We start from the raw sequence: 17,508 nt of genomic DNA on the forward strand, positions 1-17,508 counted from the left end.
ACTGACTTCCTAAATTCTGACATAGAATGGATTTCATATTAACTTGCGTTTTGTAGTAATACTCGTTTTAACTGCTTACGGAAACGAATACCTAACGTAACCGCTACAATCACAATAACTCCAAAAATGATTTTACCGATATGACCTTCTAGCACTCCAAAGATATCATGTAAGTTTCCACCTAACCAGTAACCACCGATTAAGAAGAATGATACCCAAAATAGAGCACCTGAATAAATTGTAATGGCAAAACGACGGAATGGTAAATTAATAATTCCTGCAAAGTATCCTGTGAAATGACGTACACCAGGAATAAAGAAACCAATAAAAATTAAGAAGTACCCATACTTATCAAACCACATTCTCGTTAAGTCAATTTTTCTTTGCGTTAAAAATACGTATTTCCCATACTTTTGAATGAAAGGCATACCTAATTTATTTCCTAAAAAGTATTGAATCGTCATTCCTACACTTGTCCCAATAAAGGATAGAATAATTAAAATCGGTAAACTTAAATCACCCTTATGTGCTAAAAATCCCGCATATGCTAACGTTGGCTCTCCCGGAAACGGAAGTGCAATATATTCTAACAGCAAGCCGACAAGTACAACATAGTACCCGTATTGCTGAAATAATTCATGAATCCATTCCATGTCATCTCTCCTTTCAATCACGTACAACTTCTTACTATTATTGTATAAAAAAATTGTCGAAATAACTATCACAATAGCTTACATTTTTATTACATTTTTGTAAGGGTCACACTAGTGATTTTCGTTCTTTATTAAATAGTAAAAATCATTTTTCAAGTCGAAATAGCGAAAAGGCGCATTAATAACATGCAGATTTTATCCATTTTTTAGCACTAAAAACCTCTCTTATTTTGTTCTCAATAAAAAACCATCACAAACTCATACTAACTTCATATTAGCTTCATATATGTATTGTAAGATTATATCGGAATTTGTTGAAAAATTTAACCAATATATGACTAAGCATTAATTTGAATAAATATAAGTCGTTTTTCGAAATTGAAAAAAGGGTGAATACGAAATGGAAGCATATAAAATGCACGATTTTATTAATACAAATGTTGAATCTCATCAAAATGAAACCGTTTTTAATTTACAAATATGTGAAACAAGTGAATTTGACGTAAGTTTAACAAAATCTACAACACTATCTTTTATCGTTTCAAAAAAGAATATTAAAATTGTCACGAAAAAATGGATTAATTCAAATCAAGAAAGCATGATTGGCAAAAGCTACATCATTCCAACAAAAGCTTTTCATTATTTCTTACCAATCATCTCTGAAAATGAAGATGAGCTAAATATTCAAGTTCAAAGTTTTGGACTACGTGGTGAGCTTTTATTAAATGAAAGATTACTTATTGATAACAACAACAAACACAACAGCAAAATTACTACATTCTTTGAAACATTAGATGAAAATGTAAATAAAGCATTACGAGGATTACAACTTCATTGTATGTAAGACTCTTACGATAGTAAAAGGAGAATAACAATGAAAAAATTATTATTAAGCGCACTATTATCATTAGGATTTTTAACTCTTCCATTCTCTAGCGCAGAGGCAGCTACAACGAAAGATCAATTAATCGTAGACACTCAGTTAAATAAAATGGATTATTATCAGGATGGAAAATTTATAAAAAGTTTTACTGTCGCTACTGGAAAAGCTGCAACACCTACACCTAAAGGCACTTTTCAAATCGTAAATAAAATTAAAAATCGCCCTTATTATACAGGCAAAATTAAAGGCGGCGATCCACGTAATCCACTTGGTGACCGTTGGCTCGGATTAAATATGGCAGGAACTTACGGAACAACTTATGCGATTCACGGAACTAACAATAATCAAGCAATCGGCAAATGGACAACACTTGGTTGTATTCGTATGTATAACAATGATATACACTGGTTATTTGAGCGCGTTCAGCAGCAAGCTACTGTCACTGTAAAATAGCCTAAAAACAAGATTTATGTGTAGCCAAGAATTTTATGTCTTGGCTTATTTTATTTATTCATTTACAGTAGCAAAACAACTGTATTTACATATATAATAGGAATAGATTTGATTAGCTAATATTTAAACATTGATAAACGTAGATATTAAAATTATACAGTTATAATGTTTTATAAATTTTATAATACATACTATAATAGAACTACTGTAATTCTGAACTATTCAGTAACACTAAACTATTCCCCTTGCTACCTTCATGATTATTTTATAGCGGGGGCTTATTATATGTATAAACAATCTGAGTCACTCGAAAAATGATGAATTCGAATATTGCAGTAAAAAGCGTTATTTAGGAGGTGTTACTATGACGCATATACTGGTGATTGAAGACAACCCAGATATACAAGAACTTATTCGTGAATTTCTAATGGCACAAAACTTTACAGTTGATGTAGTTGGTGCTGGAACAGAAGGTATTCTTCTTTTCCAAAAAAATTCATACGATCTTGTCCTCCTCGATGTAATGTTACCAGATATAGATGGCTATAGTATTTGTAAAATTATGCGAGGACAATCTGATGTACCAATCATTATGTTAACAGGCTTACATAATGAAGAAAGTGAAATTAAAGGATTTGAGTTAGGTATTGATGACTATATTACGAAACCGTTCCATTATACTGTATTTATTAAGCGTGTAGAGGCTGTATTAAGAAGGGCAGCAACGAAGGAAGCAGAAGCTGCAACTATACTACAATTCCATGAATTGATGTTAAACTCTACAGCATATGCAGCTTATGTTCATGGTAATCAAATTGAATTGACAACAAAAGAATTTGAAATTATTTATACTTTACTGCAAAATCGAGGAAAAGTATTATCAAGAAGTGATTTGTTGAATAAGGTATGGGGCTATGAACATTATGGTGATGTAAGAGTTATAGATACACATATTAAAAACTTAAGAAAAAAATTAGGAATTCCTTATATTAAAACGGTGAAAGGCATTGGCTACAAAATCGAATCGTAGCAAAGACAACATCACCAAAAATATTTTCATCAAAACCTTATTATTTTGTATTCTTTTATCACTTTGTCTTTATCAAATTATTTACTTTCTAGCTTCAAACTACGATAAAGAACGTTTTGCGAAAGAAAATGGAACGCCGACTACAGAACAGGCGAATTCAGATAAGCAAAACGACGAAAGTAAAACGAAGCAAAATAAAGCTGTGTCAGAGGGGAGCATTTCTAATTTCCAATCTTCTATTATAGATTATAAATCTCTTTCTACAGCTATCAATCACCTTTTGCAGCCTAGCCAAACTGTAAAGGCAAAAGAACATACACAAAATCTTTCGGGGAAAAATAGCACTTCTAATCCGCCTACAGAAGCAGAAAAGAAAGCCGCTAATAATGATGCCTTACATACACAAAATGCAGCAAGTAAAACAAATGATACAAATGATAATCCAAAGTTAGCAGATGCGTTGCAGCAATTAGCTCCACATATTGGCGCGACAATGCTTGCATTATCACTACTCGGATCTTTAATTTATACAAAACTAATTGCCAAACCTTTTCAATATATGAGCGATGCTTTAAAAGATATTATGAATCTTGATTTCTCAGATAAAAAGCTACTTAACAAAAATACAGATCAAACAGATTTTAATTTGCAAGTAGCTGCTTCACAAGTACCAAATATTGTGAAGAATTTACATGCAAGCAATCAAGATTTAAGAAATGAGCTCAAGAAGGAACAACAATTAGAACAATCTCGTAAAGAATTTATGTCTATGGTATCCCATGAATTAAAAACACCAATCGCAGCCGTTATGGGACAACTAGATGGCATGATTCACGGAATTGGAGCTTATAAAGATAGAGATAAGTATTTGAAACGTTCCTACGAGATGATGCAAGACATTAACATATTAACGGAAAAAATGTCGGAATTATCCAAAATACAAAACCCTCAATTTAAACCGAATTTAGAAGTCATTTCTTTATCTAATATTATTGAGGATGTTATGAAGAAAGTAGATTACTTTGTATCTGTAAAACAATTAAATGTACAATCTAATATTAAACACGACGTACAAATTTTAGCTGATCCTAAGTTTATTCAAACTGCTATTTTTAACATTATTTCAAATGCAATTCATTATACAATTGACCATCAGCACGTATATATAAAGCTTTATGAAAAACCAAATGGTTACGCATTAGAAGTATTAAATACAGGTTCACAAATTGATGAAGATAAACTTGCTCATTTATTTGAGCCTTTCTATCGCGCAAACCCTGATAAACACGGTTTAGTACAAGGTAGTGGTCTTGGATTATATATCGTGAAACAAATATTAGATAAACATCAGTTTCCTTACGGGATACAAAACACGCCTCAAGGTGTAAAATGTTCTATTGTATTCCCAAAAGCAATGTAAAAACCTACTACAATTTCATACCCCAAATTCATACTTCGTATGAGTGGCGGAATTTTGTAGAGTATATGACTCTGTTTCGTTCGCCCGTTATCCTTATTTGGATAGCGGGCGTTTTTTATTACTTAAAAGGAGGATTTTTTATGGAGAAGTTTAAATATTCATTGCTCGTTTTATTCGGTGCTTGCAGCTATGGCATACTTTCAACTATTTTCAAACTCGGATTCATAAATGGATTTTCAGCACATCAACTATTAGGGGGACAATATGTCTTCGGATGGATTGGACTATTTCTACTCGTTCTTTTCTTTTCACGTCATAAAGTAACAAAAAAACAATTCTTTTCCTTACTAACCGTCGGAACAACAATGAGTATGACCGGGATTTTCTACGCTATTTCTGTAGAAGAACTACCCGCATCTATCGCTGTCGTCCTACTCTTTCAGTTCACTTGGATTGGTGTCATTATCGAAGCAATTGCAAATCGAACATTTCCAAGCCGCGATAAGATTATATCTATCCTTATTTTATTTGCTGGTACATTGTTTGCAGGTGGTGTATTTGAAGGCCTCGGACAAAGTTTTTCTACGAAAGGGATTATCTTTGGACTATTAGCTGCTGTCTCTTTTTCATTCTATGTTTTTGCAAGCGGGCGCGTCGCTACGGATGTTCCGCCTTATACGAAAAGCTTCCTTATGACAACAAGCGCTACTCTTATCGTATGCCTATTCTTTCCGCCAACCTTTTTAACAGACGGTGCTTTGCAAGCCGGTCTATGGAAATATGCTTTCTTCCTCGGATTATTCGGCGTTGTTGTACCTGTCATTTGTTTTTCAATCGGTGTACCAAAGGTTGGAACAGGGCTTGGTACAATATTAGGTGCAGCTGAATTACCAACTGCTATTATTGCTTCTATTACACTTGTACATGAAGTCGTAACGTTCATGCAGTGGATTGGAATTATTTTCATATTAGTTGGGATCTTCACTCCTCAGCTGCTTACGGCTAGGAAAGAAAGGAAACAAAATCGCGTGTATAGCGCTTGAAAAAATACAGAATTTATATAAAAGATATAACTGCAATTAAAATAAGTAAATTTATCTGGAGGTATAAATGACTATTTTAAGCATCGTATTTTTTGCTATTATGTGTATCTTCTTCCTAATAAGATATATGAAAGAAAAGAAATTTTACGATTTACTTCTCATTCCCGTTTGTATATATGCAGGAGCAGTGAAAACTCCTTTCGTAGAGTACTTAAACTTTAATACTACATTTAAAATAACGTATGATATTGCAGCTATTATTCTTGTAATCCTTGCTGTACTTTTCTTTTTGAAAGATAAGAAAGAGAATCATACTGCATAACAAAAGACCTTTCATTTACTTGAAAGGTCTTTTTCTCTATCTCATTTTACCGCTCCATACAGCTTCTCTATCTCATGCTCAATTTGTTTTACATCGATTCGCTCAAATAATGGCTGTACGCTATCAATTCTACTTGGCAACGTATTTTGCGGTTCCCAATTTCGTTTCACAATCGACAATGTGTTTCGAACTCTTTCACTTGAAAATGGTAAAAACGGTTCAAGGAGATTTGCAAAATTAGCGATAAGATACACACAGTTATAAATCGTTTCTTCACATGAAACTGGATCATCTTCTCTTTGTTTCCAAGGCTGCTTTTCATCAAAGTATTTATTTGCAAAACGTACTGCATCAAATATTGTTTCTAGCGCCACCTTAAATTTAGTTTGCTCAATCGCCTCTCCTACACGCTTATATAATCCTTCTACTTTATCTTTCAGCTCTACCTCAATGCTTCCCTTCGGCACGATACCACCATAATATTTTTCGATAAACTTTAATGTCCGGTTCACAAAGTTCCCGTATGCACCTAATAATTCACTATTATGACTGTAAATAAATTCCCGCCATGAAAAATCAGTATCGCGATTTTCTGGTGCGTTGACGGTTAAAAAGTAACGAATAGAATCTGGATCATAGCGTTCTAATATGTCAGGCACCCATACTGCCCAGTTTTTACTTGTAGATAATTTTCTTTTTTCAACTGTTAAATATTCATTCGAAACGATATGACGCGGGATTGCTTCCTCCCCTATTCCAAGTAATACCGCTGGCCAAATGACGGAATGAAACGGAATATTATCCTTTCCGTGCACATAATATGTTTTCGCTTCGCTATCCCAAAACTCTTGATCATCTTTCCCTGTTTCTTCAGCCCAATGTTTACTCGCTGAATAATAGCCTGTCACTGCTTCAATCCATACGTAAATTTTCTTATCTTCATACCCTTCTACTGGAATTGGTACTCCAATTGGTAAATCACGTGATACGGCCCTATCTAGTAATCCTTCCTTTACATATCTCTCTGTTAGTTGAATCGCATTGTCGCGCCATGTCCCTGTTTGCTTGGCAATTTCTACAGCCCTTTTAATTTGCTCCTGAAATGTATGCAATGCGAAATAGAAATGCTCTGTTTCCTGTACAGATGGTGTACTACCACATAACTTACATTTCTTTTCTAACAAATCGAGTGGATCTAAAATAGCAGAACACGCATCGCATTGATCTCCTCTTGCTGCTTCATGGCAATGTGGACATATTCCTTCTACATAACGATCCGGTAAAAACTGCGTACACGTTTCACAATACGCTTGTTCCACTATTTTTTTATAAATATGTCCTTCTTCTAATAAACGTAAAAAAACATTTTGAACCGTTTCATGATGGTGCTCACTATCTGTACGTGTATAGCAATCATAAGTAAAACCAAGGCTACGAAAACATCGCTGGAACTCTTCATGATACTGATCAGCAATTTCCTTCGCCGTCACACCTTCTTGTTTTGCCCTAATTGCAATCGGTGTTCCATTACAATCACTTCCTGAAACATACAGCACACTCTCACCTTTTGACCGGTAATAACGTGCTAAAATATCTCCAGGTAATAAACTCGCAATATGACCAAGATGTAATGAACCATTCGCATACGGCCAAGCGCCCCCAATAAAAATACTCATCTTACATTCCTCCTTTAAAATATAAAAAGCCCCACCCCTATCTTAAAAAAGATAAGGGCGGGGCTGTATAAACAGTCGCGGTACCACCTTATTTCGCCAATTACTCACATAATTAGCCTTAACAAGTACGGAGCTCTATGCTCTTATACTGTGGTTTGGATAACGAGTACCAACTCTCGTCGCCGCCTACTATTATCATTTGATAAGTTCAGGACGAAGCTCAAAGGCCATTGTTCAAATGAATATTCTTGCTTCTTCTCAGCTACCGAAGCTCTCTGGAAAGAATATTTCCATTCTACTTTTCCTTTTCAACGCTTTTACGTATAACACGTATTTTACGACTAACTAACAGAAAAATCAAACTTTAAATCAAAAAAACAGGAAATCCCATCCTCCCGCCGAATACCTATACGTTCACAAAAGGAGTGATAACATTGAACCAAAAACAACTAAGCACTATAAATGAAAAAAGCTGGAATACAGCTGCTTATGAAGCTTGGACGAATCGCCATGGGGCACCGGAGGATTATGCGAAAAAAATCATGGAAGATCCCACACGCGAAGTAGCACATTATTTACCTTACATACAATCTCCAAAAGGAAAACGTATTATTAACTTACTCGGCTCAAAAGGAAATAAAGCTGTCGCACTTGCCCTTTTAGGCTCTAACGTAACAGTTGTTGATATTTCAGCAAGTAATGCAAAATATGCAAATGAACTTGCGGACGCAGCAGGTGTCTCTATCCAGTATGTCGTTTCTGATGTATTAAATGTGCAGCTCTCTGAATCATTTGATATCGTATTGCTGGAACTTGGTGTACTCCATTACTTTCTAGATTTAAAACCACTCTTTCAAAAAATTGCTACTTTACTTAAGCGAGATGGAATGCTTATCCTTCGTGACTATCATCCTGTTTACACGAAATTATTAGGAGTCGACCACCCATCATTTCAGGCCAATGGAAATTATTTCGATGAAGAATTAATTGAAGATGATGTTGCTTATAGCATCCTTCTTACAGAAGCACAGAAAGAATCGCTACCTAAAACAACCATCCGTCGCTGGACGCTAGGAGAAATCATTACAACACTTGCGGAAGAACGTTTTAAAATTGAAAAACTAGTTGAAGAACATGGATCTCATCAAAGATGGGTCTTCCCTTCTACTGCACCAGAAGGAATCGAAGAACGTATCCCTGGTCTATATACAATAATTGCGACAGCATGCAAAAAAGGATCCCTTCACGGATAGGATCCTTTTTGCATGCTCACGCATATAAGTTGAGGTTGGAGATTACCATAATTCTGTAGAATAGGACACAAGATATTTCAACATTTCGTCTCTGACTTACGTCGTCAAAAAGGGGTATGACCAACATAACGAAGAGTAATGTTTTTAGTTGATACTGATAATCGTTATCAACTAATTAGAAGTATACATGATGTCATTTCAAATTTCAATAGCATTTCTAATATTTATTTATGAATTTTATGATATGCAAATGTATACATTTTAAGAACTTTTTCTAATACCAATCTGACCCCTTCCATTATCTGCTATAATTTTTATTGAACAGATTAATAACTTCATAATAATGTTTTTATTAATTTTGTTTTAAATATCTATAAATCATAATAAATAGTTTAAATGAGGGTAGGGGTAACGATGAAATATGTTAGTATTCGAAAAAAACTACTGTTCACACTCTTAAGCATTTCTTCTTTATTTAGCATTGCTCTTATTGTTATTCTTTCATTCGCCATGAATCAAGCAAGTGAAATCGAAACGTTAAAAAATGATGTATCGAAAAGAGCGACGATTTTAAAAGAACGTGGCGATTGGTTCCAAGCACAAGTTGCTGGTTTACAAGAATATTTGCTATCACATGATCAAAAAGGATTAGATAAGTTCAACCGAGAAGGGAAAAAATTAGCTGATACTAGAGAGAAAGTAACAAGTGACAAAAAGCTCCCAGAAGGAATGAAAGAAGCCATTTTAATGGGAGGAAAATGGCGTAGCGTCATAGATAATGAGGTACTCCCTCTTGCGCGTGAAGGAAAATGGGACGAAGCATCCAAAATTGCTTTATCACAAACAGATTATGTAAATGATCTTTTAGGTCGTTTTAATAAATATACAAATGAAGAAAATGAGAAACGTGACGCATTAATTGCTGATGTCGAGTCTTCTTCATCACTTATTCAATATATTATTTTCTTCTCACTCATTACATGTACATTAACGTCTATTTTATTAGCATGGTGGTTCTCTGGTAAACTCGTTAAACCAATTCGAAAAATTGATGAGAAGTTAAAAGAATTAGCTTCTCAAGATGGAGATTTAACGGCTAGATTACACGTAACGAGTAAAGATGAAATTGGTGACATTGCAAATTCCTTTAATCAAATGCTCACTAACTTACAGCATATAATAAAACAAGTTCAACAAACATCAACAAGTGTAAAAGAAGCTTCCGAAAATGTATTTATCGAAACAACCGCTTCTATGGAAAATACGGCAAGGACCCAAGAAACTATGAATGCTCTTGAACACAATATTCGTTCACAAGTTTCTAGCATTGAAGAAAGTTCAACCGCAATGGATGACATGGCAACGAGTGTTCAGCGTATCGCTGAGTCCGCCTCTTCTGTTACTAGTTTAGCTGTCACAACGTCAGAAAAAGCAGATGATGGGAATAAAGTCATTGAGAAATCTATTACACAAATGCATACAATTAACGAAGCTGTTAACGCTACATCACAAGTAGTTGAGCGACTCATTACACATACAAATCATATAGATACTGCACTTCAATCTATTTCGAATATCGCCGACCAAACAAATTTACTCGCTTTAAACGCTTCTATTGAAGCAGCTCGTGCTGGTGAACACGGCAAAGGATTCGCTGTTGTTGCCGATGAAGTTCGAAAACTTGCTGAACAATCTCAACTAGCCGCAACTGACATTAACCATTTACTTCATCAAATTCAAGCTGATACAAAAATAGCAAATGACATGATGACACAAGGTCAAGCAGAAGCTTCTGAAGGAATTACGGTTATTCGTACCGCCGGATCTTCATTCTCAGAAATTGTTAACCACATTAACAAAGTCTCTACGCAAATGCAAGAAATGTCTGCAACTGCTGAAGAGATGGCTGCAAGCTCTGAAGAAATGAATGCAGCTTTAAATAATATCGCTTCCATTTCAAACGAAGTTGCTGCAGAAACATCACAAACAGCACATTCGGCTGGTGATCAAGTAAACAAAATGAGTATCGTGGCTAACAAATCATCTGAAATGAAAACAATCGTACAAGAACTTGAAGTTCTCGTTTCTCATTTCAAAACAAACGCTTAAAGTGAAAATGACACGAACTCAAAGGTATAGGAAAGCAAGTTTTACAGTCTCTCTTTTTTCACTTTAAAATATCTCTTTCTATCTCTCATTCCGTCTGCTATAATTCCTAAAGGAAATAAGAAAGCTTTATTCCAACTGGAGTAAAGCTTTCTTTCAATTTTTTACATTTATTAATTCTAATACTAAGATTTCACAAAGGAGGCTTTTTATCATATGAATTTTGTAAGTATCAGAAAAAAACTTATGTTCATGATGGGAACGATTTGCGCTTTATTTGGTATCGCCTTAGCATTTATTTTATTTTTTGCTATCGACCAATCTCGTAAAGCTGAAACATTACAAAAAGAAATTTCTCCACTGGCAACAGAATTGAAAGAGCGTGGAGACGCTTATCAAGTACAGCTCTCTGCTTTAAGAGGTTATTTACTACAACATGATCAAGTCGAATTAGACAAGTTTAATGAGATGAGTAAACGTCTTGAGGATTCAAAAGATAAACTTCTTTCTAATCCAAATGTTTCTTCGTCCGTGAAAAGCACAATGGAATTAGGGTCTACTTGGAGAAAGTTCGTTGAAGAAAAAGTATTTACTCTTGCAAAAGAACAAAAATGGGAAGAAGCTTTACAAGTAGCTTCTTCAGAAAATGGCACTGTCTATAAAGTAATTGGTGATTTCACAAATTACAGTAATGAACAAGCTAAATTACGTGAACAATCTATTGAAAAAATTGATCAATCTTCACTAGGAATTGAATATGCAGTATTTCTATCACTTGTTATTTGTATTGTCGTTGCAATTATTCTTGCATGGTGGTTCTCTGGTAAACTTGTGAAACCAATTCAACAAATTGACACGAAACTAAAAGAATTAGCCTCTCAAGAAGGTGACTTAACAGCACGTCTACAAGTAAATAGCAACGATGAAATCGGTGCCATCGCAGCATCATTTAATAAAATGTTAGAAAACCTACAACATATTATTAATCGTGTTCAAAAAACATCAGTGGAAGTACAAACCGCTTCTGAAAATATGCTAGAAAAAACGAATACATCACGTGAGGCGACATTAAGAGTCCAAAGCTCGATGTCCAACTTAAATGCAAGTATTCAATCACAAACTTCTAGTATGGAAGAAAGTTCAACTGCAATGGATGATATGGCAGTAAGTGTTCAGCGCATTGCTGAATCTGCTTCATCTGTAGCGGAACTTGCTGTTGCCACATCTGAACATGCTAGCGATGGAAGTACCGTTATCCAAAAATCTGTTTCACAAATGACAACGATACACGAAGCTGTAAATGCTACGTCAGAAGTGGTTGAACGTCTAATCACTCATACGAAATATATTGATACTGCTGTACAATCTATTTCTAATATTGCTGAGCAAACAAACTTACTTGCTTTAAATGCTTCTATTGAGGCAGCTCGTGCTGGCGAGCAAGGAAAAGGATTTGCTGTCGTAGCTGACGAAGTTCGAAAACTTGCTGAACAATCTAAAACAGCTGCAACAGACATTAATCAATTACTACATCAAATTCAAAATGATACAGAAACTGCTAGCTCTATGATGTCTCAAGGCCGTTCTGAAGCATTTGAAGGCATTAATGTTATTCGTGAAGCTGGTACTTCTTTCTCAACAATTGTAGAACAAGTAAATAAAGTATCTACTCAAATGCAAGATATATCAGCAACTGCTGAAGAAATGGCTGCAAGTGCTGAAGAAATGAACGCTTCACTTAATAACATCGCTTCTATCTCTACTGAAGTATCGAGCGAAACTGCCGCAACGGCACAATCTGCTGAAAAAAAAGTTATCGTTATGAATGAAATGGCAGTAACTGCTGGAAAAATGAAACAAACAGTTGAAGAGTTAGATCAACTCGTATCTCATTTTAAAACAGAATAGATGTTCAAAAAATATCCCTTCTTTGAAAGAGGGATATTTTTTTGAGCTCATTTCCTGCACATTATGCTCATTTCCGTTATAATGAGAATCGATATCATTAAAGTGTAGGAGGGGCTGCTTATGTCACAAGAAGCATTTGAAAATAAATTACTTGCCAATTTAGAGGCTGTTATTGACCCTGAACTAGGTGTTGATATCGTTAATCTTGGATTAGTTTATGATGTTACAGCAGATGAAAATAATAATGCTGTCATTACGATGACTATGACTTCTATCGGTTGTCCAATGGCTGGGCAAATCGTATCAGACGTTAAAAAAGTATTATCAACAAACGTACCTGAAGTTAATGAAATAGAAGTAAATGTCGTTTGGAATCCACCGTGGTCGAAAGAACGTATGTCACGTATGGCGAAAATCGCATTAGGCATTCGCGACTAAATAAAGTGGAAATTTCATCATTTGCGGATAGCGGGATAAAGAAAAGACCTGACTAGGATGTCAGGTCTTTTCTCTTATTATTTTACACCTACTGCATCATAAGCTTTCGTTACAGCTTGTACAGCTTTAGAGTTTTTTCCATATAAATCTTCAGCTGACTGAAGAGCAGCTTGACGCATCATTTTGAAGTCAGAGTTTGCAGTTAAATATTTCGTAAGAGCACGGTAGTAAATTTTTTCTGTCGCTTCACGGCCCACTCCAGTTACTTTCACGCCGTAATGATCTCCGCCTTCAGATACTAAATATGCAGCTTTATTGTTAATACTGCTGTTAATATGAACACCGCCATTATCAGCTGTTCCAGTATAACGTTTACTATAGTGATCTGGGTAACCTTCACTTGGTTTTAATGGATTTGGAATAGACGCTGGGTCTTTAAGAGAGCGAAGTGCATCACCAGGTTTATCAGGTGTATAAATATCAGCACCTAAATCCCAGCTCTTCTTCTCAACCATAACACCCATAATATCAGATAACGATTCATTTAACGCCCCTGACTCATTTTTGTAAACAAGGTTTGCTGTATGTTCAGTTACAGCATGCGTTAATTCGTGACCGATAACATCAAGTCCAGCAGATAATGGAATGAATGTTTTTCCATCGCCATCACCATACATCATTTGCACACCATTCCAAGCTGCGTTATTCCAGCTCTCCCCTACGTGAACAGTTGAAATAAGCTTCGCACCTTTATCATCGAAAGAGTTACGATTAAATGTCTTTTTGTAGTAATCATATACTTTTCCTGCATTTACATGCGCATCAACTGCAGCTTTATCTTCGAAGAACTTAGATTTACTTTCAACTTCTTCTCCTGTATATCCAAGCCATTGTGAGAATAAATTAAACCAGTTCTCGTCCATATTTTCTGCATCAAATGTATGAACACCTTGTCCTCGTTTACCATCAAACAAGTTGAATTGTCCTGTTTTCGTATCTTGAGCAATTTCAAATGATTGTCTAGCACCTAATACTCCGTAACCAAATCCAGTAATGTTATCTACAGCGTTATATTTCTCAATAACATTTCCATTCGTTGCATCAACAAAATAATGCCAATACCCTGGAGCTGGTTTTGAAATCGATGCCTTAACTAAGTATGCAAGGTAGTAATTACCGTTTTTTTCATATACAAATAAATCTTTTTTCACACCATCATAACTCTTTACTTTACCAATTTCTTTCTCAATATCTGCCTTTGCAATTGTTTCTGCTTGTTCCGCAGTAATGCTTGCAGCTGCAGGAATATTTTTATCATCTAAATTCGGAATAACTTGTCCGAAGAATGCTTTTACATTATTCTCTTTATCAAGTGTAACAGTTTGATCAGAACCGTACACAGGAATGTTATTATGTTTCTCAACTAGCTTCACATGTGTCGTATCAGATTCAGCGTCTTTTTCTTCCCCAACGATATTAAAATGCTTTTCAATATTTCCTGCTAATTTAAACATATCTTTCTTACTCTCTAAGTATTGAAAGACTGTCTCTTTTTTATCTAGTCCTTCCGGTGCTTTCCATTCTTCACCTATGTATGCAGGTGTTTTAAATTCTTGATGATATTGAATTTTTTGTTCTTCCGCTTTCGTTGTCGTTGCCCCAAACGCTCCAAATCCCCCGGCGATAACAGTTAACGCTAATGCTGATGAAATGACTTGCTTTTTCACTATAACATTCCCCATTCCCATAAAGATTTTTGACACTTTTATACAATTCTTATTTTCCCAGCCGATACCTCTACCAAAAATTTGAGAAACATTTTTCAGACAATTCCAATCAAAAAAAGAGGACATCTATCGGATGTCCTCTTTTCTATAAACCTTTTATTGTTTTTTCAATTCAATTGCTAAATAGTGTGATTGCTCTTTCGCTTGAATGTGAATATCTTCTTCTACAGATTCTGCTGCATCCCGCATAACAAACGTTTCACCATTTATTACACTGCTTCCTTCAATTTGTACAAGGTACAATTGACGGCCTTCTTTCACTGGAAAATGAATTTCTTTTCCAGCCTCTAATGATAAAGAATATAAATTCGCATCTTGGTGAATTTGAATTGGTGCATTTCCTTCTACTGAAGATACCATATGGAACCATTCATCTTCACGCTTGCTCCAATCAAATTTAAACTCACCATAGTTTGGTTTATGATCTGCGCGGTCTGGTAAAATCCAAATTTGTAATAAACGCAGCGTTTCATCGCCTAAATTATGCTCGCTATGAAATACACCCGTGCCAGCACTCATATATTGAACATGTCCACGCTCAATTGTTCCGCGATTTCCCATGCTGTCTTCATGTGTTAAAGCACCATCTACAACGTAAGAAATAATCTCCATATCACGGTGCGGATGCATATCAAAACCAGTTTGCGCCGCTACTAGATCATCATTAATAACACGTAACGCTCCGAAGTTCATGTTATTTGGATTGTAGTAATTGGCAAAAGAAAAATGAAAATGTGTATTTAACCAACCATGATTTGCTCTGCCCATATTTTTATGATCAACTTTTCTAAACATATCCTTCACCTCATACTATCTCGAATTCGAGATTTATTTTAAAATTTTTTCTTACTGTAACTTTTTTAATAGTGTTAATAACTGCTTTTGTTCCTCTATATTTAAATTATGAAACTTCTCTGCTTGGAACGTTTCTTGAGGTGGGACGATTTCCTCATATAAAGCTCTTCCCTTTTCTGTTAAAGAAATATATTTCGTAGTACCCTCTTGTTCACGCAAAATCCACTCAAGCTGCTCCATTTTATTTAAAAGCTGCGTTACATTTCCTTTCGTAACAAATAGCTTATTTCCAAGTTCTTGCTGCGTTAAACGATTATGTCCTCCAACTTGAGCTAACACATCAAACTGGGCGGCAGATATATTCCATTTTTTCAAATGCTGATTCGTCTCACGAATACTCTTATTATAAAAGCGTGACAAACGAAACCATAATAGTAGCCCTAGTCTATCTTCTGTTTTCATTTCATCACCTCGCTTGTTTCATATCATTAGTTTAGAACTAAACTTAATAAAAGTCAAATACTTATTTTTAATAAGTACAAAAAGCACAGCGCTATTTCTCCACTATGCTTTACATTAACTTTCTACTCTTATATTCATCCAATTTCCTCTCCGCGAACTTCCTCGCATCTTTTTCAATCCACCGCTCTTCGTACCGTTCACTTCCCACATATAATATATCTCTCTTATGCTGCATCGCATGGCGGAATTCATGCAGTAGCGTTTTGAGAACTTGATCATACTCTTCCCACATACAAACGAAAATTAATTGCTTTTCTTTATGATAAAAACCACCTACTGGGAATAGGAACTCTTCTTCCTCTTCCCCTAATGATAGAAGCACATCATTTGCATCACACGTATCACAAAAAATAACGGGCGTTTTACATACTCCAATAAGAGAAAACAAATCCTCTCTCAACTTTTTGACATCCCAAGGAAGCTCCGAATCCAACACATACCAATTCTCTACCTGTTGATATACATTTTGAAACTGGAGTTCCATTTCTCTTTATTCCCCTTTCCAAGCACCCTTTTTCTATATGTATGCCACAATATGGTAAATATTAAACGTATTCTTTCATCCTTGAAAAAATGCCAATAAAAAAGGAATCTACGTCGACATAAATTCCTTTTCTGTAATCACTTTTTTTTCATCATTTTTTTTAATACAAAATAACCAATTGCACAAACAATAGCAGCAAGTGCAAAGTATTTCACATATGGCCCCGCAACTTTATTAATACTTTCCCACTCTGTTCCTAATTTAAAACCTAAATATACAAACACAATTGACCACGGAATAACAGCTAATGTAGTTAGCGTAATAAACTTAGCATGTGACATTTTCGCAATACCCGCTGGTATCGAAATAGCATGACGCACAACCGGAATAAAACGTGCGGTAAAGATAACGCCAGTTCCATAACGATTAAACCAATCTTCAGCATAATCAATATGTTTCTTCTGAATTAAAATATATTTTCCATATCGCTCAAGAACAGGTCTTCCTCCATATCGACCAATCCAATAAATGAATAGTTGTGCAATTACACCACCAATTGTACCGAACGCGACAGCGCCCCAAAATGTAATGCTTCCTGTTGATACTAAATAACCTGCATAAGACAATACGATTTCACTTGGAATAACCTCTAGCATTAATCCAAGCATAATTCCCCAATAACCAAGTCCTTCTAAAAAAACTAAAACCGAATGGATCAACTCTCCTAACATCATG

General features: G+C 35.1%; 17 protein-coding genes and 1 other annotated feature. Of the genes, 10 read left to right on the forward strand and 7 right to left on the reverse strand.

Translation table 11 applies throughout. The features are described from left to right. Positions 1-38: 38 nt before the first annotated feature. Complete coding sequence (locus ACTL4X_RS25425) at positions 39-653, reverse strand: DedA family protein (RefSeq protein ID WP_000454754.1); 615 nt, start codon at positions 651-653, stop codon at positions 39-41. 400 nt (positions 654-1,053) lie between these two features. Here ACTL4X_RS25425 and ACTL4X_RS25430 point away from each other — a divergent pair, with 400 nt between their 5' ends. The 6 genes from ACTL4X_RS25430 (at position 1,054) to ACTL4X_RS25455 (ending at position 5,804) form a co-directional block, all read left to right on the forward strand. Beyond that, complete coding sequence (locus tag ACTL4X_RS25430) at positions 1,054-1,497, forward strand: DUF3978 family protein (RefSeq protein WP_000388769.1); 444 nt, start codon at positions 1,054-1,056, stop codon at positions 1,495-1,497. A gap of 30 nt (positions 1,498-1,527) precedes the next feature. Next, positions 1,528-1,989, forward strand: coding sequence for a L,D-transpeptidase (locus ACTL4X_RS25435; protein WP_000735063.1), 462 nt, complete (start codon positions 1,528-1,530; stop codon positions 1,987-1,989). A gap of 364 nt (positions 1,990-2,353) precedes the next feature. Then, complete coding sequence (locus ACTL4X_RS25440) at positions 2,354-3,019, forward strand: response regulator transcription factor (RefSeq protein WP_000148833.1); 666 nt, start codon at positions 2,354-2,356, stop codon at positions 3,017-3,019. Further along, complete coding sequence (locus ACTL4X_RS25445; protein WP_000201965.1) at positions 2,997-4,439, forward strand: sensor histidine kinase; 1,443 nt, start codon at positions 2,997-2,999, stop codon at positions 4,437-4,439. Before ACTL4X_RS25440 ends, ACTL4X_RS25445 begins: the two co-directional genes overlap by 23 nt. A 140-nt stretch (positions 4,440-4,579) precedes the next feature. Beyond that, positions 4,580-5,482: an EamA family transporter gene (locus tag ACTL4X_RS25450; RefSeq protein WP_033696594.1), complete on the forward strand. Its 903-nt coding sequence runs from the start codon at positions 4,580-4,582 to the stop codon at positions 5,480-5,482. 67 nt (positions 5,483-5,549) lie between these two features. After that, the gene (locus ACTL4X_RS25455; RefSeq protein ID WP_000154129.1) at positions 5,550-5,804 is read left to right on the forward strand and encodes a hypothetical protein; all 255 of its coding nucleotides are present in this window, start codon (positions 5,550-5,552) and stop codon (positions 5,802-5,804) included. Positions 5,805-5,845: 41 nt separating this feature from the next. Here the strand turns inward: ACTL4X_RS25455 and metG are convergent, their stop codons facing one another. After that, positions 5,846-7,480 (reverse strand): methionine--tRNA ligase, encoded by a 1,635-nt coding sequence (metG, locus tag ACTL4X_RS25460; protein WP_033696592.1) that lies wholly within the window; start codon positions 7,478-7,480, stop codon positions 5,846-5,848. A 50-nt stretch (positions 7,481-7,530) separates the two neighbouring features. Next, positions 7,531-7,801 (reverse strand) — a binding site (T-box leader). 113 nt (positions 7,802-7,914) lie between these two features. Here metG and ACTL4X_RS25465 point away from each other — a divergent pair. The 4 genes from ACTL4X_RS25465 to ACTL4X_RS25480 all read left to right on the forward strand — a co-directional run bounded on the left by ACTL4X_RS25465 (position 7,915) and on the right by ACTL4X_RS25480 (position 13,185). Continuing rightward, complete coding sequence (locus ACTL4X_RS25465; RefSeq protein ID WP_033696591.1) at positions 7,915-8,733, forward strand: class I SAM-dependent methyltransferase; 819 nt, start codon at positions 7,915-7,917, stop codon at positions 8,731-8,733. Between the two features lie 414 nt (positions 8,734-9,147). Next, a complete protein-coding gene (locus ACTL4X_RS25470) occupies positions 9,148-10,842 on the forward strand; it encodes a methyl-accepting chemotaxis protein (RefSeq protein ID WP_000878444.1) in 1,695 nt (564 codons plus the stop codon). Between the two features lie 213 nt (positions 10,843-11,055). After that, on the forward strand, positions 11,056-12,747 hold the full coding sequence (locus tag ACTL4X_RS25475) for a methyl-accepting chemotaxis protein (protein WP_001012202.1): 1,692 nt from the start codon (positions 11,056-11,058) through the stop codon (positions 12,745-12,747). A 120-nt stretch (positions 12,748-12,867) separates the two neighbouring features. After that, the gene (locus ACTL4X_RS25480) at positions 12,868-13,185 is read left to right on the forward strand and encodes a metal-sulfur cluster assembly factor (RefSeq protein ID WP_000076422.1); all 318 of its coding nucleotides are present in this window, start codon (positions 12,868-12,870) and stop codon (positions 13,183-13,185) included. Between the two features lie 77 nt (positions 13,186-13,262). On the opposite strand, the gene ACTL4X_RS25485 is transcribed toward ACTL4X_RS25480, so the two are convergent. The 5 genes from ACTL4X_RS25485 to ACTL4X_RS25505 all read right to left on the reverse strand — a co-directional run bounded on the left by ACTL4X_RS25485 (position 13,263) and on the right by ACTL4X_RS25505 (position 17,504). Continuing rightward, the gene (locus ACTL4X_RS25485; RefSeq protein ID WP_033666654.1) at positions 13,263-14,912 is read right to left on the reverse strand and encodes a M4 family metallopeptidase; all 1,650 of its coding nucleotides are present in this window, start codon (positions 14,910-14,912) and stop codon (positions 13,263-13,265) included. Positions 14,913-15,068: 156 nt separating this feature from the next. Continuing rightward, positions 15,069-15,767, reverse strand: a complete 699-nt coding sequence (locus ACTL4X_RS25490) for a pirin family protein (RefSeq protein WP_000488927.1) — start codon at positions 15,765-15,767, stop codon at positions 15,069-15,071. Between the two features lie 51 nt (positions 15,768-15,818). Then, entirely contained in the window at positions 15,819-16,229 is a 411-nt protein-coding gene (locus ACTL4X_RS25495) for a MarR family winged helix-turn-helix transcriptional regulator (RefSeq protein WP_000845467.1), read from the reverse strand. A gap of 109 nt (positions 16,230-16,338) precedes the next feature. Next, on the reverse strand, positions 16,339-16,773 hold the full coding sequence (locus tag ACTL4X_RS25500; protein WP_000422806.1) for a DUF3920 family protein: 435 nt from the start codon (positions 16,771-16,773) through the stop codon (positions 16,339-16,341). A 137-nt stretch (positions 16,774-16,910) separates the two neighbouring features. After that, a complete protein-coding gene (locus ACTL4X_RS25505; protein WP_000900214.1) occupies positions 16,911-17,504 on the reverse strand; it encodes a DedA family protein in 594 nt (197 codons plus the stop codon). Positions 17,505-17,508 lie beyond the last annotated feature (4 nt).

Source organism: Bacillus sp. RE35 (assembly GCF_052146655.1).
Taxonomy (GTDB): domain Bacteria; phylum Bacillota; class Bacilli; order Bacillales; family Bacillaceae_G; genus Bacillus_A; species Bacillus_A cereus.